Origin of the sequence: Rhodococcus indonesiensis, assembly GCF_047782815.1 — a bacterium.
In the GTDB taxonomy this organism is placed as follows: domain Bacteria; phylum Actinomycetota; class Actinomycetes; order Mycobacteriales; family Mycobacteriaceae; genus Rhodococcus; species Rhodococcus indonesiensis.
Window position 1 is genome coordinate 4,204,071 of record NZ_CP180630.1, and the last position, 26,749, is coordinate 4,230,819.

23 protein-coding genes, 1 pseudogene and 1 riboswitch are annotated in these 26,749 nt (G+C 70.8%); of the genes and pseudogenes, 7 read left to right on the forward strand and 17 right to left on the reverse strand.

Going from position 1 to position 26,749, the window contains the following annotated elements:
* Window positions 1-15: 15 nt before the first annotated feature.
* The gene (locus ACM26Y_RS19300) at window positions 16-774 is read left to right on the forward strand and encodes an HAD-IIA family hydrolase (protein WP_052034025.1); all 759 of its coding nucleotides are present in this window, start codon (window positions 16-18) and stop codon (window positions 772-774) included.
* 196 nt (window positions 775-970) lie between these two features.
* On the opposite strand, the gene ACM26Y_RS19305 is transcribed toward ACM26Y_RS19300, so the two are convergent.
* The 10 genes from ACM26Y_RS19305 to ACM26Y_RS19350 all read right to left on the reverse strand — a co-directional run bounded on the left by ACM26Y_RS19305 (window position 971) and on the right by ACM26Y_RS19350 (window position 10,482).
* Window positions 971-1,663: an MspA family porin gene (locus ACM26Y_RS19305; protein ID WP_416061619.1), complete on the reverse strand. Its 693-nt coding sequence runs from the start codon at window positions 1,661-1,663 to the stop codon at window positions 971-973.
* Window positions 1,664-1,726: 63 nt separating this feature from the next.
* A complete protein-coding gene (locus ACM26Y_RS19310) occupies window positions 1,727-2,431 on the reverse strand; it encodes an MspA family porin (RefSeq protein WP_416061620.1) in 705 nt (234 codons plus the stop codon).
* A gap of 354 nt (window positions 2,432-2,785) precedes the next feature.
* Window positions 2,786-4,132 (reverse strand): bifunctional adenosylcobinamide kinase/adenosylcobinamide-phosphate guanylyltransferase, encoded by a 1,347-nt coding sequence (gene cobU / locus ACM26Y_RS19315; RefSeq protein WP_416061621.1) that lies wholly within the window; start codon window positions 4,130-4,132, stop codon window positions 2,786-2,788.
* The gene (locus ACM26Y_RS19320; RefSeq protein ID WP_416061622.1) at window positions 4,132-4,938 is read right to left on the reverse strand and encodes an ABC transporter ATP-binding protein; all 807 of its coding nucleotides are present in this window, start codon (window positions 4,936-4,938) and stop codon (window positions 4,132-4,134) included. The genes cobU and ACM26Y_RS19320 overlap by 1 nt, the downstream gene beginning before the upstream one ends.
* Window positions 4,935-5,963, reverse strand: a complete 1,029-nt coding sequence (locus ACM26Y_RS19325; protein ID WP_237210727.1) for a FecCD family ABC transporter permease — start codon at window positions 5,961-5,963, stop codon at window positions 4,935-4,937. The genes ACM26Y_RS19320 and ACM26Y_RS19325 overlap by 4 nt, the downstream gene beginning before the upstream one ends.
* On the reverse strand, window positions 5,960-6,904 hold the full coding sequence (locus ACM26Y_RS19330; protein ID WP_416063709.1) for an ABC transporter substrate-binding protein: 945 nt from the start codon (window positions 6,902-6,904) through the stop codon (window positions 5,960-5,962). Before ACM26Y_RS19330 ends, ACM26Y_RS19325 begins: the two co-directional genes overlap by 4 nt.
* A gap of 114 nt (window positions 6,905-7,018) precedes the next feature.
* Window positions 7,019-7,162: riboswitch (cobalamin riboswitch) on the reverse strand.
* A gap of 39 nt (window positions 7,163-7,201) precedes the next feature.
* The gene (locus ACM26Y_RS19335; protein WP_416061623.1) at window positions 7,202-8,152 is read right to left on the reverse strand and encodes a DUF808 domain-containing protein; all 951 of its coding nucleotides are present in this window, start codon (window positions 8,150-8,152) and stop codon (window positions 7,202-7,204) included.
* A gap of 218 nt (window positions 8,153-8,370) precedes the next feature.
* Window positions 8,371-9,594: an O-succinylhomoserine sulfhydrylase gene (locus ACM26Y_RS19340; RefSeq protein ID WP_054375331.1), complete on the reverse strand. Its 1,224-nt coding sequence runs from the start codon at window positions 9,592-9,594 to the stop codon at window positions 8,371-8,373.
* On the reverse strand, window positions 9,591-10,001 hold the full coding sequence (locus tag ACM26Y_RS19345; RefSeq protein ID WP_003938317.1) for a rhodanese-like domain-containing protein: 411 nt from the start codon (window positions 9,999-10,001) through the stop codon (window positions 9,591-9,593). The genes ACM26Y_RS19340 and ACM26Y_RS19345 overlap by 4 nt, the downstream gene beginning before the upstream one ends.
* Window positions 10,002-10,053: 52 nt before the next feature.
* A complete protein-coding gene (locus ACM26Y_RS19350; RefSeq protein WP_416061624.1) occupies window positions 10,054-10,482 on the reverse strand; it encodes a hypothetical protein in 429 nt (142 codons plus the stop codon).
* A 294-nt stretch (window positions 10,483-10,776) separates the two neighbouring features.
* Here ACM26Y_RS19350 and ACM26Y_RS19355 point away from each other — a divergent pair, with 294 nt between their 5' ends.
* Complete coding sequence (locus ACM26Y_RS19355) at window positions 10,777-12,162, forward strand: FAD-dependent oxidoreductase (RefSeq protein WP_289380923.1); 1,386 nt, start codon at window positions 10,777-10,779, stop codon at window positions 12,160-12,162.
* Window positions 12,163-12,255: 93 nt separating this feature from the next.
* Here ACM26Y_RS19355 and ACM26Y_RS19360 read toward each other — a convergent pair whose 3' ends face one another.
* Both ACM26Y_RS19360 and ACM26Y_RS19365 read right to left on the reverse strand, forming a co-directional pair.
* Complete coding sequence (locus tag ACM26Y_RS19360) at window positions 12,256-12,738, reverse strand: DUF456 domain-containing protein (protein WP_289380924.1); 483 nt, start codon at window positions 12,736-12,738, stop codon at window positions 12,256-12,258.
* A 17-nt stretch (window positions 12,739-12,755) separates the two neighbouring features.
* Window positions 12,756-12,976 (reverse strand): annotated as a pseudogene (locus ACM26Y_RS19365) (phosphoribosylglycinamide formyltransferase 2); the annotation flags it as partial.
* A 43-nt stretch (window positions 12,977-13,019) separates the two neighbouring features.
* Here ACM26Y_RS19365 and ACM26Y_RS19370 point away from each other — a divergent pair.
* Window positions 13,020-15,656 (forward strand): vitamin B12-dependent ribonucleotide reductase, encoded by a 2,637-nt coding sequence (locus ACM26Y_RS19370; protein ID WP_289380925.1) that lies wholly within the window; start codon window positions 13,020-13,022, stop codon window positions 15,654-15,656.
* Between the two features lie 16 nt (window positions 15,657-15,672).
* On the opposite strand, the gene ACM26Y_RS19375 is transcribed toward ACM26Y_RS19370, so the two are convergent.
* Window positions 15,673-16,053, reverse strand: a complete 381-nt coding sequence (locus tag ACM26Y_RS19375; protein WP_003938323.1) for a VOC family protein — start codon at window positions 16,051-16,053, stop codon at window positions 15,673-15,675.
* A gap of 85 nt (window positions 16,054-16,138) precedes the next feature.
* Here ACM26Y_RS19375 and ACM26Y_RS19380 point away from each other — a divergent pair, with 85 nt between their 5' ends.
* Both ACM26Y_RS19380 and ACM26Y_RS19385 read left to right on the forward strand, forming a co-directional pair.
* Window positions 16,139-16,519: a nuclear transport factor 2 family protein gene (locus tag ACM26Y_RS19380; protein WP_003938324.1), complete on the forward strand. Its 381-nt coding sequence runs from the start codon at window positions 16,139-16,141 to the stop codon at window positions 16,517-16,519.
* Window positions 16,520-16,609: 90 nt separating this feature from the next.
* Window positions 16,610-17,707: a CaiB/BaiF CoA transferase family protein gene (locus ACM26Y_RS19385; RefSeq protein ID WP_003938325.1), complete on the forward strand. Its 1,098-nt coding sequence runs from the start codon at window positions 16,610-16,612 to the stop codon at window positions 17,705-17,707.
* Between the two features lie 19 nt (window positions 17,708-17,726).
* On the opposite strand, the gene ACM26Y_RS19390 is transcribed toward ACM26Y_RS19385, so the two are convergent.
* On the reverse strand, window positions 17,727-21,209 hold the full coding sequence (locus tag ACM26Y_RS19390) for a protein kinase domain-containing protein (protein WP_416061625.1): 3,483 nt from the start codon (window positions 21,207-21,209) through the stop codon (window positions 17,727-17,729).
* Between the two features lie 116 nt (window positions 21,210-21,325).
* Entirely contained in the window at window positions 21,326-22,789 is a 1,464-nt protein-coding gene (locus ACM26Y_RS19395; RefSeq protein ID WP_416061626.1) for a PLP-dependent aminotransferase family protein, read from the reverse strand.
* Window positions 22,790-22,855: 66 nt separating this feature from the next.
* Here ACM26Y_RS19395 and ACM26Y_RS19400 point away from each other — a divergent pair, with 66 nt between their 5' ends.
* On the forward strand, window positions 22,856-23,395 hold the full coding sequence (locus ACM26Y_RS19400; protein ID WP_416061627.1) for a methylated-DNA--[protein]-cysteine S-methyltransferase: 540 nt from the start codon (window positions 22,856-22,858) through the stop codon (window positions 23,393-23,395).
* Window positions 23,396-23,414: 19 nt separating this feature from the next.
* Here the strand turns inward: ACM26Y_RS19400 and ACM26Y_RS19405 are convergent, their stop codons facing one another.
* A complete protein-coding gene (locus ACM26Y_RS19405; RefSeq protein WP_003938329.1) occupies window positions 23,415-24,704 on the reverse strand; it encodes an adenylosuccinate synthase in 1,290 nt (429 codons plus the stop codon).
* A 250-nt stretch (window positions 24,705-24,954) separates the two neighbouring features.
* Between ACM26Y_RS19405 and ACM26Y_RS19410 the strand changes: the two genes are divergently transcribed.
* Window positions 24,955-25,605, forward strand: coding sequence for a hypothetical protein (locus ACM26Y_RS19410; protein ID WP_289381370.1), 651 nt, complete (start codon window positions 24,955-24,957; stop codon window positions 25,603-25,605).
* Window positions 25,606-25,738: 133 nt separating this feature from the next.
* Here ACM26Y_RS19410 and ACM26Y_RS19415 read toward each other — a convergent pair whose 3' ends face one another.
* Window positions 25,739-26,689 (reverse strand): helix-turn-helix transcriptional regulator, encoded by a 951-nt coding sequence (locus ACM26Y_RS19415; RefSeq protein WP_416061628.1) that lies wholly within the window; start codon window positions 26,687-26,689, stop codon window positions 25,739-25,741.
* Window positions 26,690-26,749 lie beyond the last annotated feature (60 nt).

Genomic DNA, 26,749 nt, shown 5'->3' on the forward strand with positions numbered 1-26,749 from the left:
GTCTGGAACTACCTCATGGACATGGACGGCGTCCTGGTGCACGAGGAACACCTGATCCCCGGCGCCGACGCGTTCCTGAGCGAGCTGCGTGAGAACGGCACACCGTTCATGGTGCTCACCAACAACTCGATCCGCACTCCGCGGGATCTGCGCGCCCGGCTGCTACGCACCGGCCTCGACATCCCGGAGAAGTCGATCTGGACGTCGGCGCTGGCGACCGCGACGTTCCTGGCGAATCAGCGACCCGGTGGCAGCGCGTACGTGGTGGGCGAATCGGGACTGACCACGGCCCTGCACGACATCGGCTACGTCCTGACCGACAACGACCCGGACTACGTCGTCCTCGGGGAAACCCGCACCTACTCGTTCGAGGCGATCACCACCGCGATCCGGCTCGTCGAGCGGGGTGCCCGGTTCATCGCCACCAATCCGGATCCGACCGGACCGTCGCGGGAGGGCTCGCTCCCCGCGACCGGGGCCGTCGCGGCGCTGATCACCCGCGCGACGGGCCGCGAACCGTACTTCGTGGGCAAACCGAATGCCCTGATGATGCGGTCCGCCCTGCGCGCGATCGGCGCGCACTCGGAGCACACGCTCATGATCGGCGACCGGATGGACACCGACATCGTCTGCGGCCTCGAGGCGGGCCTGCAGACCCTGCTGGTGCTGACCGGCATCTCGACCCGCGAGTCCGTGGAGATGTTCCCCTACCGACCCACTCGCGTCATCGAATCGGTCGCGGAACTGGTGGGGCGCACCGCGAATCCGTTCTGACCGGAGCGGGCGGTTTCGGCAGCGAGAGGGAGGTTCTCGCGCATGCCACTCGGGCGATGCCGCGACAACCTCCCTCTCACTGCTCACCCACAGCGCCACTGCCCGGCCCCCACCGGACCGGGCAGCGACAACGCCCCGCCGACGAGAGGATGAGGTTCTCGTCGGCGGGGCTGCTCACCTCTGGAAGGCGCCTCGATCAGCCGATGCTGAAGGGCTGGCCCCAGAGGGTGACCTGCTGGATGCTGTCCGGGGTCTCGACGGTGGCCTTGACGTAGCTGCGGGCCTGCGCGTAGCCGGCGCACCCACCGATGGCGATCGTCGAATCCTGCCAGGTCACGCTGCCCTGGGGGCCCGAGATCTGGTTGAAGGGCAGGTGCTGCTCCTCGTCGAACGCGTTCGCGATCGTGCGGTCGATGATCTTGAAGTCCATCGCCTGGCCGGGGCCGAGGGTGACGGTCCCGTTGCCGTTGGCGGACGGGGTGATCGAGCCGTTCTGGCCGGCGTAGCTCGCCTTGACGCCGGCGCCGACGCCGGCGGTGCCGCCGAGGTTGAGCTGGCAGGCGACGATGTAGCCGGGCTGCAACTTGGTCTTGGCCGCTGCTGCCTTCGGGCCGTCGAGCTGCACGCTCGCCTGCCCGGAGACCCACACGTTGCGGTGCAGCGCGGTGGCGCCCATGGACGGGGAGATGTTGGCGGTCTCCCGGTCGAGCCGGACGGTCACGGAGGTTCCGTCAGGAAGGGTCTGCGTCATGTTCCCGGCGGGAAGTTCGACGAAAGTGTCGGCGTTGGCCGCACCGGCGGAGGCGAATCCAATGGCGACGGCGACGGTGGCGCCGACGCCGGCCGCCTTGAGACCACGGCGCAGGCCGTTGGCGATGCTGGTCTTCATGTTCTCTCTCTCGAGGTTTCGATGCTCGCGTGAGCGAAGAGTCGGGTAGAAGGCGGCGAGGAATCAGCCGATGCTGAACGGCTGGCCGTACAGGGTGGTCTTCGAGTAGTTCGGACCCGTGATCTCCAGGACCGTGTACGAGCGTGCCTGCGCGAAGCCGCCGCAGCCCTGGACCTCGATCTGCGCATCCTGGTACTGGATGGTGTACGTGCCGTCCGCCGGGATGGCCTTGCTGTCCACCCGCGCGAACTTCACCTGACCGGCCGCGATCGGAACGCTGATGGACCCGGAGAGGCTGCCGCCGCCGGCCGAGGGACCGACGTCGATTCCGCCACCGAAGCTGCCCTTCAGGCCGGCGATATCCATCTGGCAACCGACGATGTAACCGGTGGTCAGACGGGGCACACCGTCGGTGGAGGTGCCGCCCGTGCCCTGGGTGCCGGTCGGATCGTTGGGGTTGATGCCACCGTTGGTGGGTCCCGCCTTGGCGTCGGCCGGAACATTCTTCGCCTCGGCCGTCACCGTGCCGGACACCCAGGCCACGCGACCCGCGCCGTTCGCCGCGAGCGACGGCGAGATCAGGGCGCTCTCGGCGGACCGCTTGATGACGTTCCCGTCGGGAGCGGTGATCTCGCCGTCGGGCAGCGGCACGAAGGTGTCGGCGTTCGCCGCACCCGCGGACAGGAAGCCCAGGGCGACGGCGGCAGCTGCTGCTACACCACCGATGCGTGCGCCGCGGCGGAGGCCGGACGTGTGCTTGTTGCTCAATTCATTCCCCTACTCAGGTGTGCGGTTACCCGGGCGCCCCCGGGCACGGCTGATCACGGCCGCGGGCGGGCCGCCGCGGTCGATTCGGATGTGCATTCTGGTCAGGTCGGGGCGAGATACCGGTCGGTTTCTCGCACAGGCGGATTCAGGTGTCGTTGGCGTGCTGCCCCGAGGGGCACTGTGGACCGACACCCCCGCTCGGACCCCAGTTCGTTTCGGAACGATAACACGCCTGATGCAGAGGGTCACTAAACAGTTACGGCTGTGTTCCAGATCACATGTGCGCACGGCTGTGTGCCGTCGAGGGTTATGTGTGACCGGGAATCCGACTTGCGCAGAACGCAGTTCGGTGTTCTAACGCAAACGCGTGGGGATGCCGGCGACGACCAACGTCACCGACTCCGATTCCGCTGCCACCCGCGCGTTGAGCCGACCCAGCAGGTCCCGGAACAACCGGCCGGACGCCGTCGCCGGGACCACGCCGCTGCCGACCTCGTTGCTGACCGCCACCACCGGGACGGCACACGAACGCCACGCCTCGAGCAACTGCTCGACGTCCGCCTCGACCGCGGTGACGTCCCCACCCGACCACACGTCGTGACGGTCCAGGCGGGCGGTGAGCCAGGTCCCCAGGCAGTCGATCAGCAACGGCTCGTCCGCCCCGCGGAGCACGGCCGCCACGTCGTCGGTCTCGATCGTCGTCCACGACCGCGGCCGGCGGGCCCGGTGCAGCGCGACGCGCTCGGCCCACTCCGCGTCGCCGTCGCGCGTGCCGCCCGTCGCCACGTACGTCACCGCCGGGAACGATTCGAGCAACTCCTCGGCGTGCCGCGACTTTCCGGAACGCACACCGCCGAGTACCAGAGTGCGCTGCGCCGCAGCTACTTTGCCGGTCGCAGGTCCCACCGTCGTCACCTCACCGTCGTCGCCCGCTCGCGCCCCGCAGGCCGCCAGCCGGATCCGCAGCTGCTCGACCGGCGGGTTGTGGTGGCCCAGATGCACGGCCACCACATCGGTCCGCTCGGTCACCGCCCCGCACGCGCGCAGGGTCCGCACCGTCTCCCCGAACGCCGGCAGCGTGTGGTGCGCGGAGCCCAGATCCATTCGGTCCCCGAACGTCTCCTCCAGGAACACCGCATCGTATTCCACACCGGCGACCCGGTCGAACCACTCCACGGGCAGGGGTCCGGTGTCGCATGCCCACAACAGCCGGTCACCACCGGGGCCCTGCACGTCGTAGAGCACGGAGTCTCCGTCGACCAGGACGCGGTGCGCGGCGGGCAGCACCCGCACCCGGTACTCGCCGACTGTCAGCACGTCCCCGGCCGCGACCGGCACGAACCGCACCGGGTCGGTGGGTGCGATCCAGTCCCGGCACTGGTCCAGCGCGTCGGCCGGGCCGATCACCTCGATCTCGGAATCCGTTGCCGCCCAGGAACGGAACAGCAGCGCCTGCGGGCCGAGGTGGTCGGGATGCGAGTGGGTGAGCAGGACGTGCCGCACCCCGGCGAGGGTGCGGCCGTGACGCAGCGCCGCGCGCGGCGCCTCGGGTCCGCAGTCCAGCAGGAGCACGTCGTCCACGAGTGCGGCCGTCTGCCCGCGTATCTCGCCGCGAGCAGCCGCGTCCGCGCACGACGGGCAGGTGCAGAACGGATTCGGCCAGCCGTCGGCGGCACCCGTGCCCAGCAGCAGTACCTCCATCACGAATCCTCCGATTTTGTTCCGCCCGAGAAGCTTCCACGCACCGGAACGACGGCCGGGCCGGTGCCGGGACGGTCCAGCACCTCGACGCGCGCGCCGTACACCTCGGCGATCCGCCGGACCGTGAGCACCTGCCGGGGCGTGCCGTCGGCGACCACGCGACCGTCGGCGAGCAGGACCAGCCGCCCGCCGTACAGCGCCGCCGAGGTCAGGTCGTGCATCGCTGCGAGGACCGTGATCCCGTTCTCGACGCGCATCGACTCCACCAGGTCCAGCACGTGCTGCTGGTGGCCGATGTCGAGGGCGCTGGTGGGTTCGTCCAGCAGCAGCACCTGCGGTTCCTGCGCGAGTGCGCGCCCGAGGACCACGCGTTGCAGCTCGCCGCCGGACAGCTCCGTCGCCGGACGGCCGGCCAGCGCGCGCAGGTCGAGCCGGTCGAGGACCGACTCGACCATCTCACGGTCGTGTGCCGACTCGGTCGCGAACCGCGGCAGGTGCGGGGTGCGGCCGAGCCGGATCAGGTCGGTGACCGTCATACCCTCGGGCACGATGGGCCGCTGCGGCATGAGCGCCACCGTGCGGGCCATCGTCCGGCGCCCGGAGTGTGCGGGGTCCAGTCCGCCGACGCGGACCCGGCCGGTTGCGGGTACCAGTCCCGCCAGCGCGTGCAGGAGCGTGGTCTTCCCCCCACCGTTGGGCCCGACGAGGGCGATCCACTCCCCCTGCCCGACGGTCAGGTCCACCCCGTGCAGGACGGTCTTGCCGCCGCGGTCGACGCGCAGGCCCCGGCAGTCGACGGCGTTCACGACACCCCCCGATGCCGGCGCAGCACCACCAGGAAGAAGGGCGCGCCGACGGCCGCGGTCACCACGCCGATGGGCAGTTCGGCCGGGGACATCACGGTCCGGGCCAGCACGTCCGCTAGGACGAGGAAGGCAGCTCCCATCATCAGCGACAGCGGCAGCAGTAGCCGGTGCCCCGGCCCGACGATCAGCCGGATGGCGTGCGGCACCACGATTCCGACGAAACCGATGAGCCCGCTGGCACCGACCACGGCGGCGGTGCCGAGGGTCGCCACGCACACCAGGATCAGCCGGACCCGCGCCGGGTTCACCCCGAGGCTCGCGGCCTCGACGTCGCCCACCGCCATCACGTCGAGCATCCGGCGGTGCAGCAGGATGACCGCCGCGGACACCACGACGTACGGCAGCACGACGACCACGTCGGACCAGCCGTCGGTGCTGAGGCGGCCGAGCAACCACGTGTACACCTGCCGCAGGGTGTCGTCGTAGAGCTGCTGGACGAACGTCTGCGCCGCGTTGGCGAAGGCCGCCACCGCGACGCCGGCCAGGATGATCACCACCTCCGAGCGCATCCCGCCGACACTGCGTCCGAGCGCGTAGGTGGCGGCGACGGCGACGAGGCCGCCGGCGAACGCGGCGACCGGCACCCCGACGGAGGCGAGCACTCCGCCGAGGGCGATCGCGAGCGTGGCGCCCAGGCCGGCGCCGCTCGACACCCCGAGCAGGTAGGGGTCGGCCAGCGGGTTGCGGAACACCCCCTGGTAGGTGGCGCCGGCGATGGCGAGCATCGCGCCGACCAGAGCACCGAGCGCCACCCGCGGCATGCGGATGTTCCACAGGATGGCCTGCTGCCGGGTCGTCAGCCCGGAGTCGACGTCGACGAAGGGCAGGGCGTCGAGCAGTTCCAGGAACACGCCGCGCACGGTCAGTCCGGCGGGGCCGACGAGCACCCCGACGTGCAGCACGATCACCAGGACGAGGGCTGCCGCGCCGAGCACCAGGGCCGGGTGGCGCGCGGCGCGGGTCACCGGGTGGGCTGGGCGGCGGGTTCGGCGGCAGCCACGATCGCTCCGAGGTTCCGCACGAGGTCCACGACCCGCGGTCCCCAGCGGCTGGCGACGTCCTCGTCGAGCACGTGGATCTGTCCGGACCGGACGGCCGTCAGCTCGCTCCAGCCGGCGCGGGCGGCCACGGTTTCCGGCGTGACCCCGCAGCACTGCCCGTCGGCGAGGAAGATCAGGTCGGGGTCGGCGTCGAGGACGTACTCGGCGGACAGCTGCGGGTAGGCGTCGGCACCGGCGGCGTCGCCGATGGAACGCAGGCCGAGCATCGCGTAGATGCCCCCGATGAAGGTGTCACCCGTGACGCTGTAGTAGGTGTCGTCGAGCTCGTGGTAGTAGGTCAGCGGAGCCGGGCGCGGAGGCAACCCGGCGACGACCTCGTCGATGTCGCTGCGCATCGACGCGACCAGTTCGGCCGCGTCCCCGATGTGCCCGGTGGCGGCGCCGAGCTGCTCGATCTGCGTGTACGCCTCGTCGAGGGTGGTGGCGGCCGGCAGCAGCAGCGTGGGGACGCCGGCCGCATCGAGGCCGGAGACGAGGTCGCCCACGTCGTCCATCGCGACCACGAGGTCCGGTTCGTAGCCGAGCACGGCTTCGACGTTCGGCGAGTATCCGGACAGGGCGGTGACGGGCACCCCGGCGGGGTAGTCGGACTGGTCGTCGACCGCGACGACCTGGTCGCCGGCGCCGACGGCGTAGAGCATCTCGGTGGCGGTGGGACTGAGGGAGACGATCGAATCCGGGGCCGCATCGAGGGTGATCGCTCCGTCGCCGGAGTTCACGGTGACGGGGAAGGTCCCGTCACCGGAGGGCGCGGAGGCCGGTTCGGAGCCGCCGCTCGAGGCGCACGAGGCGGCGAGCAGGGCGAGCGCGACGAGTCCGGCGGCGAACAGCCGGCGGGTCGGCACAGTGAGGACAGGCACAGTGGGGGCAGGCACAACCATCCTCCGTGAGGCGGAGGACGAAAACAGCACGGCTGCAACGATCACCGTTGCGGCACGACACCGTCCTTCGTCCGAGGACCAGTACGTGACCGCCGCGCCGGCCGACCTGACTCGTCCGGCAGCGCGCTGCCGGCCTCACAGTTGCGGGACAGTGCCGGATTACACCGGACTTCACCGATACGCTGCGGCACCCCACCCGGAAGCGGGGTCACCGCAGCGTATCGCAGGGCTCCGGGCCCGGGGACGGCAGGCCGGGGTCCGTCAGTGCGCCGCCTCACGCTTCTTCCGTTTCGGAATCAGGTGCGCGATCAGCACGATGATCGCGCCCACGACGAGCCCGACGACTGCGGACGCCACGGTCCCCGCGGTCCAGGCCAGCACGCCGCCGAAGCCACCCTGCACGAGATCGCCGAACCAGTGTTCGAGGTCGTGCAGGCGATCGGCCGGCCAGTGGAATCCGGCCTCGCCGACGTTGACGAGCAGGATGTGACCACCGACCCACAGCATCGCGGCGATCCCGACCACGGTGAGCACCGTCATCACCTTCGGCATCGCGGCCACGAGCCCCCGGCCGACCCGCCGGCTGAACGACGATTCGCGTCCAGCGAGCGCCAGGCCCACGTCGTCCATCTTCACGATCAGCGCGACCGCGCCGTACACCAGGGCGGTGATGAGGATCGCGACGACGACGAGCACCGCCAGCCGGGTGAGGAACGGTTCGTCCTCCACCGACGACAGGGAGATCACCATGATCTCGGCCGAGAGGATGAGGTCGGTGCGGATGGCCCCGCTGACCATGGACTTCTCGACTTCGGGTCCGCTCAGTACCGCGGGGGTGTCGGCTTCGTGGTGACCGCCGGTCAGTGCTTCGTAGACCTTCTCGGCCCCCTCGAAGCACAGGAACAGGCCTCCGGCGATCAACAGGTAGGGCAACGCCTGAGGAAAGAACTGGCTCAGGAGCATCGCCACCGGCAGGATGATCAGCAGCTTGTTGCGGATCGACCCGATCGCGATCTTGCGGATGACCGGCAGTTCCCGGTCCGGGGTGAATCCGTGCACGTAGCGCGGGGTGACGGCGGTGTCGTCGACGACGACACCTGCCGCCTTGACGCCGGCCTTGCCGGCCGCGGCGCCGATGTCGTCGATGGACGCCGCGGCCGCTTTCGTCAGTGCCGCGACGTCGTCCAGCAGGGCGACGAGACCACCAGCCACGGGAACCTCCCACAGTTCGGCTGCGCAGAGCCGATCGAACGACACGCAGTTGCGGGTCGACTCTGTAACTTACCGAAGCGCGCACGGCCGTGGGATCGGGTCTTCCGCGGTCTCCGGTGCGGCCGGTGTCGCCGACCTGGCATTTCCGGGTGGTGGATCGAAGCCCCGACCCGTCGGCAGGGCTTCGATGCAGCTGCGGCCTTCGACCTCGCCGCCGGTTACCGCAGCGCCTGCTCGAAGTCCTCGAGCAGATCCTCCGTGTCCTCGAGCCCCACCGACAGCCGCACCACCCCGTCGGATAGGCCGATCGCCGCCCGGCCGTCCGGCCCCATCGCCCGGTGCGTCGTCGTCGCGGGGTGGGTGATCAGCGACTTGGCGTCGCCGAGGTTGTTGGAGATGTCGACGATGCGCAGCCCGTCGAGCAGCTCGAATGCGCGCTTCTTGCCGGCGCCTTCGGGGGCGTCCAGTTCGAAGGTCACGACCGTGCCGCCGCCGCTCATCTGGGACCGCGCCAGGTCGTACTGGGGGTGCGAGTCGAGGAACGGGTACTTGACCCACTTGATCGCGGCGTGGTCCTGGAGGAAGCGGGCGATCCGCTCGGCCGACTCCACCGAGTGCCGGATCCGCACCGCCATCGTCTCGAGGCCCTTGAGCAGGGTGTGGGCGTTGAACGGGCTCAGTGCCGGACCGGTGTGGCGGATGAGGTGCTGGACCGGGCCGTCGATGTAGTCCTGCGGGCCGAGGATCGCCCCGCCGAGCACCCGACCTTGGCCGTCGATGTGCTTGGTGCCCGAGTACACGACGATGTCGGCGCCGAGATCGAGGCTGCGCTGCAGCAGGGGGGTGGCGAAGACGTTGTCGAGCACCACCTTGGCGCCGGCGGCGTGCGCCATCTCGGAGACCCGGCGCACGTCGACGAGAGTCTGCATCGGGTTGGAGGGCGTCTCGAAGAAGACCGCCGTCGTGGGCACGGACAGCGCCCGCTCCCACTGGTCGAGGTCTTCACCGTCGACGAACACGGTCTCGACGCCCCAGCGCGGGAGGATCTCGTTGCAGACCACGAAGCAGGAGCCGAACAGGCTCCGGGCCGCGACCAGCCGGTCGCCCTTGCCGAGCAGCGCCGCGAGGGCGGTGAAGACCGCCGACATGCCCGAGGCGGTGGCGTAGCAGCCCTCGGCACCTTCGAGCAGCCGCAACCGCTCCTCGAACATCTTCACTGTCGGGTTGCCGTACCGGGAGTAGACGAAGTGGTCCACCTCGCCGGTGAACGCCTGCTCCGCCGCCTCGGCCGATTCGTAGACGAAGCCGGAATTGAGGTAGATCGCCTCGGAGGTCTCCTCGAATCCGGACCGCATGGTGCCGCCGCGCACGCCGAGCGTGGCGGGACGCACCGATGCCGGCAGCGGCCGCTCGAAGGCGCCGCCCCTGGGGATTGTGCTCACGACTGCCTCCACGGCAGGCCCGCGGCCCGCCAGCCCTCGGCGCCGCGATGCCGCTCGGCATCGAGGCCGCCTTCGAATCCTTCGAGGATGTTGTACGACGGGGCCAGGCCCGCGGCGGTGGCCGCCTCCGCGGCGGCGATGGAACGATGTCCCGAGCGACACAGGAACACGATCGGCCCGCCGGTCACGCCGGCGTCCTTCAGCTGGTCGACGAAGTTCTCGTTGCGGGCACCGTTCGGGTAGCGCACCCATTCGACGAAGACGGTGCGGCGCCCGATGGGGGACGTTTCGGGAACCCCCACGTACTTCCATTCGGCGTCGGTACGCACATCGACGAGCACGGCGTCCGGGTTCTCGCGCAGCAGCTCCCAGGCTTGCTGCGGCGTCATATCACCTGCGTAGCTCACCGCACCAGCTTTTCACAGCTCTCGGCGAGCCGACCAGGCGGGCGGGCGGCGGTCAGAAGGTGCAGATCCGCCAGACGTCGTCGATCCGGACGAACTGCCACGTGCTGGTCTGCTCGTTTCCGGCGATCCGGGCACGCACGTCGGCGCTCGCCCGGTCGTCGTTCGTCTCGACGTTCTCGACGGCCTCGAGCTGCACCTCGCCGTCGATACCGGCCAGCGGGGCCCGGTCGGCCGCGAGCTGGTCGCAGCGCAGGCGGTCCTGCGCGGCGCGGTCACCGGCGTTGTGGGCACGGACGTAGTCGTCGACCGTCCGCACGACGAGTTCGGTCCCGGAGGTGCTGCGATCCGACGGCGACACCAGCTGGGCGACGAACACCCCGACGACGAGCACCACGATGATCGCGAGTGCCGCGAGGAACGGCGTCGCACTGCTGCGGTCCGTTTCGTCCGGGTCGGACTCGGGTGCGCGTTCGGCTGCCATGGGGCGATCCTAGGCCGCGCCGGGACGGCCCCACGCGGGCGCATTTGCCCCGATAAACCCTCTCGAGGTAGGAATTGGCCATGGCCTCTACGCACCTCGTTCGACGTCTCGCCGTCGACCTGTGTCGAGTGAGCGCCCACATGTGTTGTCGCTGAAGCGAATTCCCGTCACGCCCGGTTCGTCGCGCAGTTCTTGCCGCTCCCGCGTGCCCCCTGGCAGCCACCCCTGCCGACTCCCTTCCTCAATTAAGCTGAATCACGTCCGTCCGCACACCGAAGAGGTAGTTGACCCCTGATGACCGATCAGACTCGTCCCCTTCGCGTCGCGATCGTCGGTGCCGGCCCCGCCGGCATCTACGCCGCCGATGCGCTCATGAAGTCCGACACCGAGGTCAGCATCGACCTGTTCGAGCGGATGCCCGCCCCGTTCGGTCTCATCCGCTACGGCGTGGCGCCGGACCATCCCCGCATCAAGGGCATCATCACCGCCCTGCACAAGGTGCTCGACAAGCCCCAGGTCCGGCTGCTCGGCAACCTCGACTACGGCACCGACATCACCCTCGAGGACCTGCGCCGGTTCTACGACGCGGTGATCTTCTCCACCGGCGCCAACGCCGACCGCGCCCTGAACATCCCCGGCATCGACCTCGACGGCAGCTACGGCGCCGCCGACTTCGTCTCCTGGTACGACGGCCACCCCGACGTGCCGCGCAGCTGGCCGCTCGAGGCCGAGAAGGTCGCCGTGCTCGGCGTCGGCAACGTCGCCCTCGACATCGCGCGCGTCCTGGCCAAGACCGGCGACGAGCTGCTGCCGACGGAGATCCCCGCCAACGTCTACGAGGGCCTGAAGAACAACAAGGCCGTCGAGGTGCACGTGTTCGGCCGCCGCGGTCCCGCTCAGGCCAAGTTCACGCCGCTCGAGCTGCGTGAGCTCGACCACTCGCCCACCATCGAGGTCATCGTCGATCCCGAGGACATCGACTACGACGAGGGCTCGGAGGCCGCGCGCCGCAATTCCAAGCAGGTCGACATGGTCGCCAACACCCTGCAGGACTGGGCCATCCGCGACGTCGGCGACCGCCCGCACAAGCTGTTCCTGCACTTCTTCGAGTCCCCGGCCGAGATCCTCGGCGAGGACGGCAAGGTCGTGGGCCTGCGCACCGAGCGCACCGAGCTCGACGGCACCGGCAACGTCCGCGGTACCGGCCGCTTCCGCGACTGGGAGGTCCAGGCCGTGTACCGGGCGGTGGGCTACCTGTCGCAGAACATCGCCAAGCTGCCGTTCGACGAGCAGGCCGGCACCGTGCCCAACGAGGCCGGACGCGTCGTCGCCGACGAGTCGGCGGAGGGTCCCGAGCGTTTCCTGCCCGCCACGTACGTCACGGGCTGGATCAAGCGCGGCCCTGTCGGTCTGATCGGCCACACCAAGGGCGACGCGAACGAGACCGTCGCGAACCTGCTCGCCGACCGGGCCCACGGCCTGCTGAACACCCCCGAGGACCCGTCCGAGGACGCGATCGTCGCCTTCCTCGAGGACAAGCAGCTGCCCTACACCACCTGGCAGGGCTGGTACCGGCTCGACGCGCACGAGCGCAGCCTCGGCGAGGCCGAGGGCCGCGAGCGCGTCAAGGTCGTCGAGCGTGAGGACATGTTCCGCGCGTCCGAGCCGCACAAGGCCTGACACCCCCCGACCCCTGGTGGCCGAATGTCACATTCCGTCGATGGAATCGACCGGATGTGACATTCGGCCACAGTCGTACCGGGCCGCCTCCGGTCAGGTGAACAGCACCGCGCCGAGCCACACGCCGGCCGCGATCAGGCCGCCGAGCAACTCGACGAGGATCGACAGCGCCACCGCCTTGGTCGCGTGCACGGTCGACACCCACGCGTCACGGTGGGTGCGGTGCCGCTGCACCTCGGACAGGTAGGTGCCGAGCAGGAACCCGAGCAGCAGCCCGATCACGGGAACGACGAAGAACCCGACGATGCCGAGCAGACCGCCGGCGACGATCGAGCGCGTCGGCACCCCGGCCCGCCGCATCCGGCCGCCCGGCCAGGTGTACTTCACGATGCCGGTCACCAGCAGGGCTGTCGTCGCGACGGCGAACACCGTCCACGCGACGGTGCCGCCGGTGAGCCACGCCCACACCGCGATCGCCCCGAAGATCAGCAGGGTGCCCGGCAGGATCGGCACGACGATGCCGACGAGTCCGACGAGGACGGCCAGACCGACGAGGACCTCCGCCCCGGCGGTCACGGTGCGACCGCCCGCACGGGTGAGGCCGCCTCGACGAGTGCGAGCAGGGCCTGCGGGTCGCTCGTGTCGACGGTGTGTGCGCGACGCCCGGGCGCGTTCGGGTACCGGTCCACCGCGATCACCTCGACACCCGGCCGCTGCAGCGCGACGACCGCTCTGTTGCCCAGCTCACCCGCGCCGAGGAGCCGACGCGCAGAGCGCCGGGAGCCAGCGGGGTACCGATTCGTGGTGAGACCATGGGGGGACTATATGTGCCCCTCAGGTCGCACCCGGAGGTCGCGATGGACGTCGCCGAACCGAATCTCGAGTCGGACACCGGACGGTTCTTCACCACGGCCGGCATCGATCCCGCCGACGAGCTGGACTGGCAGCGGCGCGACGCACGCATCGTCCACCACGGCACCGGCGCGGTGGTGTTCGAACAGCGCGACGTGGAGTTCCCCGCCGCCTGGTCGCAGAACGCGACGGACATCGTCGCGCAGAAGTACTTCCGCGGCGCTCCGGGCACCGCCGCCCGGGAACGGTCCCTGCGCGACGTCGTCGCGCGCATCGTGGACACGATCACCGCGTGGGGCGCGGCCGACGGCCACCTCGACGACCCGGAGGCGTTCGCCGCCGAACTGACGTACCTGGTCCTGACGCAGCGGGCGTCGTTCAACAGCCCCGTGTGGTTCAACATCGGGGTGCCCGACACTCCGCAGCAGGCCAGCGCGTGCTTCATCCTGTCGGTCGAGGACAGCATCGACTCGATCCTCGAGTGGTACCGGCAGGAGGCAGTGATCTTCAAGGGCGGGTCGGGCGCGGGGGCGAATCTGTCGCGCATCCGGTCGTCGGCCGAGCCGCTGGCGGGTGGGGGCACCGCGTCGGGCCCGGTGAGTTTCATGCGCGGCGCCGACGCCTCGGCGGGCACCATCAAGTCCGGCGGCAAGACGCGCCGAGCCGCGAAGATGGTGATCCTCGACGTCGGCCATCCCGACGTCGAGGAGTTCGTCGACTGCAAGGCCGTCGAGGAACGCAAGGCGCGGGTACTCGCGGAGGCCGGGTTCGACATGGGGCTCGACGGTCGCGACATCCATTCGGTGCAGTACCAGAACGCCAACAACTCGGTGCGGGTGAGCGACGAGTTCATGCAGGCCGTCGCGGACGGCGCCGAGTGGCCGCTGCGCGCGGTCACCACCGGTGCGACGGTGCGCACGGTGCCTGCCCGCGATCTGTTCCACCGGATCGCCGCCGCCGCCTGGGAGTGCGCCGATCCCGGGCTGCAGTTCGACACCACCATCAACCGCTGGCACACCGCGGCCGCGACCGGCCGGATCAACGGATCGAATCCGTGTTCGGAGTACATGCACCTGGACGACTCGGCGTGCAACCTGGCGAGCCTGAACCTGCTGGCGTTCCTTCGCGACGACGGCACGTTCGACGTCGCCGGATTCCGGCACGCCGTCGCGGTGGTGCTCACCGGCCAGGAGATCCTCGTGAGCCGCGCCGACTACCCCACCGACCGCATCGCGGCGACGTCGCGGCGGTTCCGGCAGCTCGGTCTCGGCTACGCCAATCTCGGTGCGCTGCTGATGGCCCTGGGGCTGCCGTACGACAGCGACGCCGGCCGCGCCTACGCCGCGGCCCTGACGGCCCTGATGACCGGGCATGCGTACGCGGTGTCGGCACGGATGGCTCGCCGGCTCGGGCCGTTCGAGGGGTTCGCCGAGAACCGGGAGCACACCCTCGCGGTGCTGGCTCGTCATCGCGGCGCCGTCGACGACATCGACGAGCAGGCCGCGCCCGCCGACATTCTCGCCGCGGCGCGGGAGGACTGGGACGCGGCGTGCGCGCTCGCCGAGGCACACGGGGTCCGCAACAGCCAGGTGACAGTCCTCGCGCCGACCGGCACGATCGGCCTGGCCATGGACTGCGACACCACCGGCATCGAGCCCGATCTGGCGCTGGTGAAGACGAAGAAGCTGGTCGGCGGCGGGACGCTGTCCATCGTCAATCGCACGGTGCCGCGGGCACTGTCGCGGCTCGGTTATCCCCCGGATCGGGTAGCCGAGTTGCTCACGCACATCGACACGCACCGCACGGTCGTCGGCGCGCCGCAGTTGCGGGCCGAGCATCTGCCGGTGTTCGCAACCTCCATGGGCGACAACGTGATCGAACCGCGAGGGCACGTGCTGATGATGGCCGCGGTGCAGCCCTTCCTCTCGGGCGCGATCTCGAAGACCGTGAACCTGCCGGAGTCGGCGACCGTGGCCGACATCGAGGAGTTGTTCCTCGACGCGTGGCGGCTCGGGATCAAGGCGATCGCGGTGTATCGCGACAACTGCAAACTGGGACAACCGTTGTCGGCCACGGCGGCGCCCCCCACGACGACAGCCGGGCCGAGGCGGGAACGGCTGCCCCGGTTGCGCCGGTCGCGCACCTTCGAGTTCCGCGTCGCGGACTGCAAGGGCTTCGTCACCGTGGGCCAATACGACGACGGCCGTCCGGGCGAGATGTTCCTGCGGGTGGCCAAGCAGGGCTCGACCCTGGCCGGCATCATGGACGCGTTCTCGATGGCGGTGAGTTACGGCCTGCAGTACGGGGTTCCGCTGCGCACGTTCGTCAACGCGTTCACGAGCACCCGATTCGAGCCGGCGGGCATCACCGACGATCCGGACCTGCGGATCGCGACGTCGATCCTGGACTACATCTTCCGGCGGCTGGCAGTGGAGTACCTCGACGCGGACGAGCGGGCCGAACTCGGTATCCGCACCGGGCTCGAACGCAGCGAGCCCGCCGCCGAGGTGGTCGTGGACACCCGGCAGGGACGCGCCCGCGGCAGCGATGCGCCGTACTGCATGCAGTGCGGGGTGCAGATGCAGCGTTCCGGCTCCTGCCACGCGTGCCCGTCGTGCGGAAACACCAGCGGGTGCAGCTGACGAGGCCGGGACGTGCCTAGCCGGCAACCTCCATCAGCGACAGGACGTTGCCGTGCGGGTCGCGGAACCACGCGACCCGCATGCCCTCGGGTGACGTCCACGCGTCGTGGTCGTCCTGGTCCATCCCGTTGTAACGGACGAATTCGACACCCTTGGCCCGCAGGGCTTCGACGGTCGCGTCCAGGTTCGGCACCCGCCACCCCAGGGCGGTGTAGCCGGTGTCGGAGCGGGACTGCACCAACGTCACCCGGACCGGTGCACCACCGCCACCGTCGAGGATCAGCGTGAAATGGTCCCGGGACAGCTTCCCGAAACCGAGCGTGTCGACGTAGAACATTTCCGAGATGTCGAGGTCGGTACTGGGCAGGAAGCTCACGAGCTGACCGCTGATCGTCATGGAGTCCACTGTGCGCCTCGCCTCGCGGCCAGGCAAGGACGCGACAATCCGAGCGTGGCGGGCTCGGAGTACTAGCATCTGCGACATGAGCACCTCCGAGATCGCGACCGTCCTGGCCTGGCACGACGCCGTCAACTCCAACGACATCGAGACGCTGCTGGCGCTGTCGAGCGACGACATCGTGCTGCCCACCGGCGACGACGACGAGGACCAGGGTCTCGACGAGCTGCGCGAGTGGGCGACGACGGCGGGCGTGACGTTCCAGCCGGGCCGGATGTTCGTGCACGAGGGCATCGTCGTCGTCGAGGAGACCGCGACGTGGGCGGCCGATCCGGAGCACCCGCGCAGTGAAGCGATCGCGTTCCGGGTGGTGGGCGACCACGTGGTCTCGGTGTACCGGCACGACACGCTCGAGGAGGCGTTCGAGGCCACTCGCCTCAACGAGGGTGATCTGTACGAGGGTTAGGCGCATGCCGTGACCCTCGGCACACCCTAACGATCGCTAAGGTAGCCTCCTCGGGGAATGGTCCCAACGCACCCGAGTGAGGTTCGACGAGTGTCCGCTGAAGCTGTTGAGAAGAAGGGTCCGCTCGCGGGTATCCGCGTCGTCGAGTTCGCGGGTCTCGGTCCCGGTCCGCACGCCGCGACGCTGCTCGCCGACCTCGGCGCCGACGTCGTCTGCGTGCAGCGTCCGGGTCTGATCCCGCCCGCCGGGCACCGCGACCAGATCCAGCGCGGCCGCCGCGTCGTCGAGGCCGACCTCAAGAATCCCGAGCAGGTCGAGAAGGTGCTCGGCCTGATCGAACGCGCCGACGTGCTCATCGAGGGCTTCCGGCCGGGGGTCACCGAGCGCATGGGTCTCGGCCCGGACGTCGCGCTGGCCCGCAATCCGCGCCTGGTGTACGGCCGGATGACCGGATGGGGTCAGGAGGGCCCGCTCGCCCACGCCGCCGGGCACGACATCAACTACATCTCGCTGACCGGTGTGCTGCACGCCATCGGACGCAAGGGTGAGCGGCCGGTGCCGCCGCTGAACATGGTCGGTGACTTCGGTGGCGGCTCGATGTTCCTGATCTTCGGCATCCTCTCCGCCCTCGTCGAGCGTCAGAGTTCCGGCAAGGGACAGGTCGTCGACGCCGCGATGGTCGACGGTGCGCTCGCGCTCTCGCACATGATGTGGGCGTTCCGCGGCCGCGGCGTGTGGTCGGACGAGCGCGGCGTCAACCTTCTCGACACCGGCGCACCGTTCTACGACGTGTACGAGACCGCCGACGGCAAGTACATGGCGGTGGGTTCCATCGAACCCCAGTTCTACGCGCTGCTGCTGCAGGGTCTCGAGCTCGACCCGGCCGAGCTGCCGCAGCAGCTCGACACCTCGGCGTGGCCGCAGATGAAGAAGCTGTTCACGGAGAAGTTCCTGTCCAAGACTCGCGACGAGTGGGCCGCGATCTTCGACGGCACCGACGCGTGCGTCTCCCCCGTACTCACGTTCGGCGAGGCCCCGGCCAACCCGCACATCGCGGCCCGCGGCGCGCTGATCGAGCTCGACGGCGTCACCCAGCACGCCCCGGCGCCCCGCTTCTCCCGCACCCCGGCCGGCGCCCCCACCCCGCCGCCCGGCGAGGCCACCGACATCGACTCCGTCTGGCGCTAGGCAGCAAAGCTGCAGGCGCCTACAGGAGGTGGACGGCGCCCGTGTCGACGGCCTCGCGCAGGAACGCCGGGGACACGGCCGGGCGGCCGGCGCGGCCCTTGCCTGCGGTGAGCTCGTCCGCGAGGCGGCGTGCGACGTCGAGCACTAGCGGGCCGCCGTCGGGCAGGAACCGGCGCAGGCCCGCTCGCTCGCACCGCAAGCCGACGGAGGCCAGCAGGGTCACCGCCTCCTCGTGCCGTCCGGCGGCGGCCAGGCACGCCACCTCGAGCCGCTCCGCGCGCAGCAGCCGCCGCTCCCGGCGGCTCCCGCGCAGCAGCTGCACCCACTCACCGGCCCACCGGCACGCCAGTTCGGTGTTCTCCGGCGTGGGGTCGGTCAGCAGCAGCCGGATGGCCGTGGCCTCCTGGAACTGCGCCGTCCAGGCCGCGGTGCCGTGGTCCGGTCGCGGACGCGTGCCGTAGGACACCGGTGGTTGCGACGGCACCCCCGGCAGCGGCCCGAGCCCGAGCCGGACCCGTTCGTTCTCCACGACCGCCGTGAGCCGCTCCAGGTTCATGGCCGCGGCCGCGCGGCCGCCGTCCGCCAGTCGCGACACCACCGCCTCGCGGTCGCCGCGCACGGCCTTGAGCCGCGCACCGACGACGTACCGCGAGATCTTGAAGTCCACGACCCCGCCCTCCGAGCCGAGGGCGTAGCCGTCGTCGAGCAGCCGCTCGGCCTCGTCGAGCTCGCCTCGCTCGTAGAGGAGCTCGCCGAGGATCGACCCGGCCAGCATCGCGGCCGACGAGTGCCGTCCGGCGCCCCGGCGCGCCGCCCGCAGACCCGCCCGGAAGTGCTCCTCGGCGCCGGCGACGTCGAGCTGTTCGATCGCCGCGAGCCCCAGGAGGGCGCGGCCGTGCATGACGTTGTAGGGCCCCTCGTTGAGCTCGAGGTACGGCTGGGCCAGCTGTTGCAGCCGCACCACCTCGTCGTAGTCGGCACGGTAGACGGCGGCGAACGTGGCGACGTTGAGTCCGGACGCGATCACCAGCGGCGGCAGGGTGTCGGCCCGGGCCAGGCAGTGCTCGACGAGATCGTCGGCGCGTTCCATGCGGTCACAGCGCAGGTCGACGACGCCGCGCACGACCTCCACCTCGACGGCGATGTCCGCCGCCTCCTCGGCACCCACACCGCCGGCCGCGACCGCCGCCTCGACCACCTCCAGCGCGTGCAGCGCCGGCGCGGAGCGGTGCAGCAGGATGTTGGCCCACGCGATGGACAGTTGTAGGTGGATCCGGCCCGACGCAGCCCGACGCGGCAGCTTGGCGACGAGCCCGAGCAGGGTGGTCGCATGGCCGTGCTCGAGCAGCCGCCGCCCGTTCTCCTCGACGAGATCCGTCGCGCGGTCCTCGTCCCCCGCGGCGAGGGCATGGTCGACCGCCTCGCCGACCATCGCATGGCTCTCGAACCACTCGGATGCGGTCCGGTTCAGGGCCGGAACACGTTCGGGGTGTTCCCGTTCGAGCCGCTGCCGGAGGAACTCGGCGAACAGCGGCTGATACCGGAACCAGCGACCGTCCTCGTCGATCCGGTGCAGGAACAGATCCCGCTCCTCGATGCTCTCGAGTTGCGCCTGACCACGTTCGTGCCCGGTGAGGGCGGTCGCGAGGCTGCCGCAGATGCGTTCGGGTATCGAGGAGGCGAGCAGGAACTCGACGTCGGCCGGCGGCAGGGATTCGAGCACGTTCTCGGCGAGGAATTCGCCGATCGCCCGGTGCCGGCCGGACAGGTGCGAGATCAGCTCCGCGGGGTCGTCGCGGCCGCGCAGCGACATCGCCGCGAGCTGCAGCGCAGCCGCCCACCCGTCGGTGGCGGCGGTCAGGTCGGCGACCTCGTCGTCGTCGAGGTCGAGACCGGCGAGGTCGACGAGGAAGATCCGGGCCTCGTCCACGTCGAAACGCAGTTGCTCGTAGTCGATCTCGACGAGTTCGTCGCGCACCCGCATCCGGCTCGTGGGCAGGCCCGAACGGGTGCGCCCGACGACGACGAGTTGCAGGTGGTGGCAGGCGTTGTCGAGCAGGAACGCCATCGCCGCGACCGTCGCGGGGTCCGTCACCCGATGCCAGTCGTCGATGATGACGACGAGTCGTTCTCCGGCCTCGTGGATTTCGTCGACGAGCGAGGTGAGCACGTAGCGCTCCGCCTCGTCCCCGTGTTCGTCGAGCACCTGGCCCAGTTCGCGCGCGAGCGACGGCCGGACCTGCCTGATGGACTCGACGAGGTGCGTCAGGAACCACACCACGTTGTTGTCGTCGTGGTCGACGTTGAGCCAGGCGACGGGAACGTTCTTCTCGGTGAGGACGTAGCGCCACTGCAGGGCCAGCATGGTCTTGCCGAATCCCGGCGGGGAGTGGATGGCGGTCAGCTTCCGGCGCTGCTCCGTGTCGAGAATCGACAGCAGGCGCCCGCGCGGCACCAGCCGGCGCGGCGTCGACGGCGGCCGGAACCGGGTGGCCGGAACCGGTGGGGTGGTCGCCCGCACGCCGGACCGGTCGGTGCCCCGCCGCCGCTCGACCACGGACGGCGACAGGTGGTGACCGGACTCCGAACCCGGCTCGACTTCCCCGGCCACGGGAAGCTCGTCGACCGGCAGACCCTCCGCCGCCTGCACTTCGCGCAGCATCTCCCCGAACTCGGCGGCGGTTGCGGGGCGGGTCTGCGGGTCCACCGACATGGCGCGCTCGATCGCCGACGAGAGCGCATCCGGGATCCCCCGCTCCCGCAGGTCCGGAACAGGCTGGGTGGTCACCCGCACGAACTGAGCCACGACCCGCTCGCCGCTGCGCCGCTCGAACGCCGCGTGCCCGGTGAGCACGCAGAACAGCGTCGCGCCGAGGCTGTAGACGTCCGAGGCCGGGGTGGGCGTACGTCCGCTGAGCACCTCGGGGGCGGTGAAGGCCGGCGACCCGGTCACCTCGCCCGTCGCCGTCTCGAAGCCGCCGCTCACCCGGGCGATGCCGAAGTCCGTGAGCTGTGGCTCGCCGAACTCGGTGAGCAGGATGTTGCCCGGCTTGATGTCGCGGTGCAGGATGCCGGCACGGTGGCCCGTTTCGAGGGCGCCGGCCAGCTTGATGCCGATGCGCAGCACCTCCGGCCACGGCACGGGACCGGTGCTGCGCAGTTGCGTGTCGAGGGAATCCCGCGGGTGGTACTGCATCACGAGGTAGGGGCGTCCCGTTCCGGTGGTGCCGACCTGCATGACGTTGACGATGTTCGGGTGCCCGGACAGCCGGCCCATCGCGCGCTGCTCCCGCAGGAAGCGCTCGAGGTTGTCGGGGTCCATGTGGGAGGTGAGGACCTTCACCGCGACCGGACGGTCGAGTGCGGTCTCGTAGCAGCGGTAGACGACCCCGAAACCACCGCGCCCGATCTCACGCGCGTCGTCGAATCCGGCGTCGGCCAGTTCGGCGGCGAGGTCGAACCCGACGTCGCGTTGCGTCGCGTACGGATCGTGTTCGGCCACAATAACTCTCACATCCGTCCGAAATGGCGACTCCCGGGCGGGGCGGCTGCCCGTTCGTACCCCTCGAGCATAACGCCGCGGACCCGTTCCCGGACGGGGTCCGGCCACCCCGAGAATCAGACCACCAGGTGTGGTTCGCCCAGGTCCCGGCCGCGGGCGAGCGCGTCGTACGCCGAGGCCACGGACGCGACGGCCCGGCGCACCTCGCCGGTCTCCCGCGCGTACGGCAGCCGCAGGAAGTGTTCGAACGCGCCTTCCACCCCGAACCGGGGTCCCGCGGCGAGGACCACGCCGTGATTCGGGGCGGTCGCCGCGAGGGCGGTCGACACCGGCGTGGGCATCCGCACCCACAGCGACATCCCGCCCGGTCCGACCGTGTACGTCCAGTCGGGCAGGAACTCGTCGAGTGCGCCGAGCATCGCCGCCCGCCGGCGGCGCAGCTGCCCGCGCCGCCGCTCGAGCAGGTCCTCGACGTCGCCGAGCAGGTGCGCCGCAGCGAGCTGTTCCATGACCGGCGTGCCGAGGTCCACAGCGGAGCGCGCCCCCACCAGACGGGTGATCAGGGACCGGTGGGCGCGGATCCAGCCCACCCGGAGACCGCCCCACAGGGACTTACCGGTCGATCCCACCGTCACGACGGAGCGGTCCGCGCCGTACGAGGCGACGGCGGGCGGTGGTGGGGTGTCCAGCCACAGGTCCACCATCGTCTCGTCCACGACGAGCGTCATGCGGGTCTCCTCCGCGATCCGGACGAGTTCGGCCCGGCCCGGCGCGCTCATGCACAGTCCGGTGGGACTGTGGAAGTCCGGGATCAGGAACGCCATTCGCGCCGCGGTCTGCCGGGCGGCGCTGCGCAGCCCCTCCAGGTCCCAGCCGTCGTCGGCGCCACCCTCAGGCCGTACCGGTACGACGACCGGTCGCGCCCCGTGCCGCCGGATCGCCTCGAGCGCATTGGGATAGGTGGGATGGTCGACGATCACCCGGTCGCCGGCGTCGGTGAGGACGCCGAGCAGCAGGCGCAGCGCGTGCTGCGCGCCGGAGGTGATCATGATCTGATCCGCCTCGGTCGGCAGGCCGCGGTCCCGGTAGCGCCGCGCGACGACCTCCCGCAGCAACGCGAGGCCGATCGGTTCCATGCCGTGCGAGTCGAGGTAGGCGGGCACCGAACGCAGCGCCGCGGCATAGGCCGACTCGATCTCGGCGGCGGGCGCCGGCATGGACGCGGAGCTGAGATCCACGGGCTCCGGCGCTTCCACGGCGGCCGGGGCGGCGGGCCGCGCCGGCGTGCTCCGTCGCCGCGGCGGCAGCGCGACGGTGCTGCGCGCACCCTGCCTGCTGCGCAGGTAGCCGGCCTCGCGCAGCGCCGTGTACGCGGACGTGATGGTGGTGCGGCTCAGCGCCAGGGCCGCGGCGAGCTCACGCTCGCTCGGCAGCGCCACGCCCAGCGGAACGCGACCGTCGTGCACGAGCAGGCGGATTCCGTCCGCGAGAGCCCGGTACGCCGGCCGCCGATCGGCGGTGTCCTGCCAGTTGCCGAGGTCGCGGGCCAGGGAGCCGGCTCCGATCGCGCGCGTGATCACCAGTCCAGTATCGCAGTCCAGTCGGCGAGGTGGTCACCTGTCCCCGGGCCAGTTCATACTGACGACGTGACCACCCTCGGCTACACCCTGTTCGACACCGCCGTCGGCACGTGCGGGCTCGCCTGGTCCGCGGCCGGCGTCGTCGGCGTGCAACTGCCCGACACCGCCCCGGAACCCACGCGTGACGAACTGCTCGGCCGGTTCCCGGCCGCGGTCGAACGGCCCGTCCCGGCGGCGGTGCAGCCCGTGATCGACGCCGTCGCCGCGCATCTCGCCGGCGCGCCCGACGACCTGCGCTGGGTTCCGGTCGACTACCGGAACGTCTCCGAATTCGACACCGCCGTCTACGAGTTCGCCCGCACGGTCGAACCCGGCGCGGTCGCGACCTACGGCGAGGTGGCCGTCCGGGTCGGCCGGCCGGGCGGCGCGCAGGCCGTCGGACAGGCGTTGGGACGCAACCCCGTTCCGGTGATCGTGCCGTGCCACCGGATCCTCGCCGCGGGCGGCGGCATCGGCGGCTTCTCCGCGCCCGGGAGCACCGTCACGAAGCGGGAGCTGCTCGCCCTCGAGCACGCCCCCGGCTTCGACGAGCCGACCCTGTTCTGACGCGGGGCCGCAGCGGGTTTCAGCCCAGGATGTCGCGACGCACGATCGTCTGGTCGCGCCCCGGGCCGACGCCGATGCACGACATCCGTGCACCCGAGAGTTCCTCGAGCCGCAGCACGTAGTTCCGGGCGTTCTCCGGCAGGTCCTCGAAGGTGCGGGCCTCGGAGATGTCCTCCCACCAGCCGGGCATCTCCTCGTAGATGGGCGTGGCGTGGTGGATGTCGGTCTGTGTCATCGGCATTTCGTCGACGCGGACCCCGTCCACCTCGTAACCCACGCAGATCGGCACGGTCTCGAGGCTCGACAGGACGTCGAGCTTGGTGAGGAAGTAGTCGGTGATGCCGTTGACGCGGGTCGCGTAGCGGGCGATCACAGCGTCGAACCAGCCGCAGCGCCGGGCCCGGCCGGTGGTGACGCCCACCTCGCCGCCGGTCTTGGCCAGGTAGGCGCCGTGCTCGTCGAACAGTTCCGTCGGGAAGGGACCCGACCCCACCCGGGTGGTGTAGGCCTTGAGAATGCCGAGCACCGTGCCGATCCGGTTGGGACCGATGCCCGATCCGACCGCCGCGCCGCCGGCGGTGGGGTTCGACGAGGTCACGTACGGGTAGGTGCCGTGGTCGACGTCGAGCAGCGTGCCCTGCGATCCCTCGAGCAGCACGGTCTCGCCGGCCTCGAGGGCCTTGTTCAGGCGCAGCCGGGTGTCGGCGATGCGGTGCTTGAACCCTTCCGCCTGGCCGAGCACCTCGTCGACGACCTGCTGCGGGTCGAGGGCCTTGCGGTTGTAGATCTTCGACAGCACCTGGTTCTTGAACTCCAGGGCGGCCTCCACCTTGTGGGTGAGGATCTTCTCGTCGAGGACGTCGGCGACGCGGACACCCACGCGGGCGATCTTGTCCTGGTAGCACGGGCCGATGCCCCGGCCGGTGGTGCCGATCTTCTTGGCGCCGAGGAAGCGTTCGGTGACCTTGTCGATGGCCACGTGGTACGGCATGATCAGGTGCGCGTCGGCGCTGAGCAGCAGGTTCGTGGTGTCGACGCCGCGGTTCTCGAGTCCGGCGAGCTCGTCGAGCAGCACGCCCGGGTCCACGACCACGCCGTTGCCGATCACGTTGGTGACGCCGGGTGTGAGGATGCCGGAAGGGATCAGGTGCAGCGCGAAGTTCTCCCCGTTGGGGAGGACGACGGTGTGGCCGGCGTTGTTGCCCCCCTGGTAGCGCACCACCCACTGCACCCGGCCACCGAGCAGATCGGTGGCCTTGCCCTTGCCCTCGTCGCCCCACTGGGCGCCGATCAGGACGATTGCCGGCATTTCGCTGTCTCCTAGGGTGTCGACGTGCGGGCGCCCTCCGCCTGCAGGGTTCTGCCGTCACAGAACAGAAGCCGGGGGGACAGTCTAGCGGACCACACCTGCGGCACCGCCCCCGGCGTCCCGACTGTGACCGGCACCGACGATCCACCCGACTCACTGTGCCGCGTTCGAGCGTCCGGTGGGGAGGTGAGTCGTGACTAGAGTGAGTGGAGCATCGTCGCCCGCGAGAGGAGTGCTCTTGACCCCCGTTGTGCTCAAGTGCGGTGATGCCCCACTGCCGTTGACGCTGACGTCCCTGACCACGTTGACTGCCCCGGCACTCCCCGGCAAGGACGACTTCGAGGACGTGTTCGCGCATCTCGAGTCGGTCGAGGATCCCCGGCTCGTGGTGGTGGGTGGGGACGCCGCCTTCGCCGCGGCCCTGACCCGGATGATGCGCACGGAGCGGCTCGGCATCGAACTGGCCTACGTGCCGGAGCGGCGCACCCCGGCCGCCGAGGCGTACGGACTGCGGTTCGGATCGAAGGCCGCGACAGTCGCACTGCAGGGCGTGGCACGGCCGGTGCCGCTCATCCGCGACGATGCCGGCATCGCACTCGTCGGGCGTGCCCTCGTCGAGGGCGAGGTGGGTGAACTCGTGGGCGAGGCGTACGTGGACGACACCCGGCTGTTCAGCGGGGTCGCCCCGGGTGTGCGGATCGAGCCGACCGTCGACATGCCGGGACTGCGGGCCGCGATCGATCGGCCGCGCTGGTTCGGCGGCTACCGGTGGGTGACCGGACGCGCCGTCCAGCTCGGCTCGCCCGGCGCCGTGCTCACCCGCGACGGGGTCGCCAATCCCCGGGCGGTCAAGCGCTCCACCTTCTACCGGCACGAGCACAAATGGAAGCTGGTGCGCTGAGCGTCTCGTTCTCGCACCACGAGAATTGTTCCGGCCGAACACTTGTCGCCCCGGTCCACCCGACCGGTCGCCACGACACCGCGCACCACCGCACCGGGCCGGCGGCGCGCGCTCGTTCCACGACTCGCCGGCGTCACGAATTGCACCGGGCGAGCGCCTCGCCGGCGGCGCGCAGGGCAGCCCGCAACGACGACGGGGCCACGACCTCGACCCCGCCGCCGAGGCCGAGGAGCTGGTCCAGCGCCACCTCCTCGGCCTCGAGCAACAGGTCCACCCGCACCCACCCGTCCGCGTCCGGCGGTCCCGGATCGACGTCGGCGGCGTCGGTGCCCACCACGCGGGGCAGGCGCCGCCACGCGGCCGGGTCGAGGCGGAGCGTGCAGGCGAATCTGCGCAGCGCGCGATCGAACTCCGTCGCGGACGCCGCCCAGTAGGCGGGCAGATCGAATCCGGCGGGCCGGTGCGCCGGGGCGTCGAGCACGGTGGCGGACGCGATGCGCCCGACCCGGTAGGTGCGGACGTGACCGGTGTGCGCTGCGACGAGGTACCAGACCCCGGCCTTGGCGACGAGCCCGAGCGGGTCGAGGGTGCGTGTCACGGTCCGGTCGCCGCGCCGGTAGCGGATGCGCAGGCGGCGCTGGTCGAACACGGCGGACGCGACGGCCGGCAGGTGCGTGTTGTCCCCCGGCGCGGCGAACCAGCCGGGGACGTCGACGTGGACCCGGTCGCGCCAGGCCTGGGCGGCGCTGCGCAGGGCGACCGGCATGGACCCGAGCAGCTTGCCGCGGGCCGCGTCGAGTTCCACACCGAGGTCGGCGGCAAGGGTGGGCACCCCCAGCAGCATCAGCGCGGCGCTCTCGTCGCTGGTGAGTCCGCTCAGCCGGGACTGCCACCCGTCGAGCAGGCGGATGCCGCCTCCCGGTCCGCTCTCCGTCCACACCGGGACCCCCGCGGCGGACAGGGCACCGACGTCGCGGTACACGGTGCGCACCGAGACACCGAGATCGTCCGCGAGCCGCCGCGCGGTCAGGCCCGCGCTGCCCTGCAGTCGCAGCATCATCGCGAGCAGGCGTGCCGATCGCATGACCGCAGCCTACGCAGAATCACTGACACTCGATGTCAGTGATACCGGCGCATCCTGACC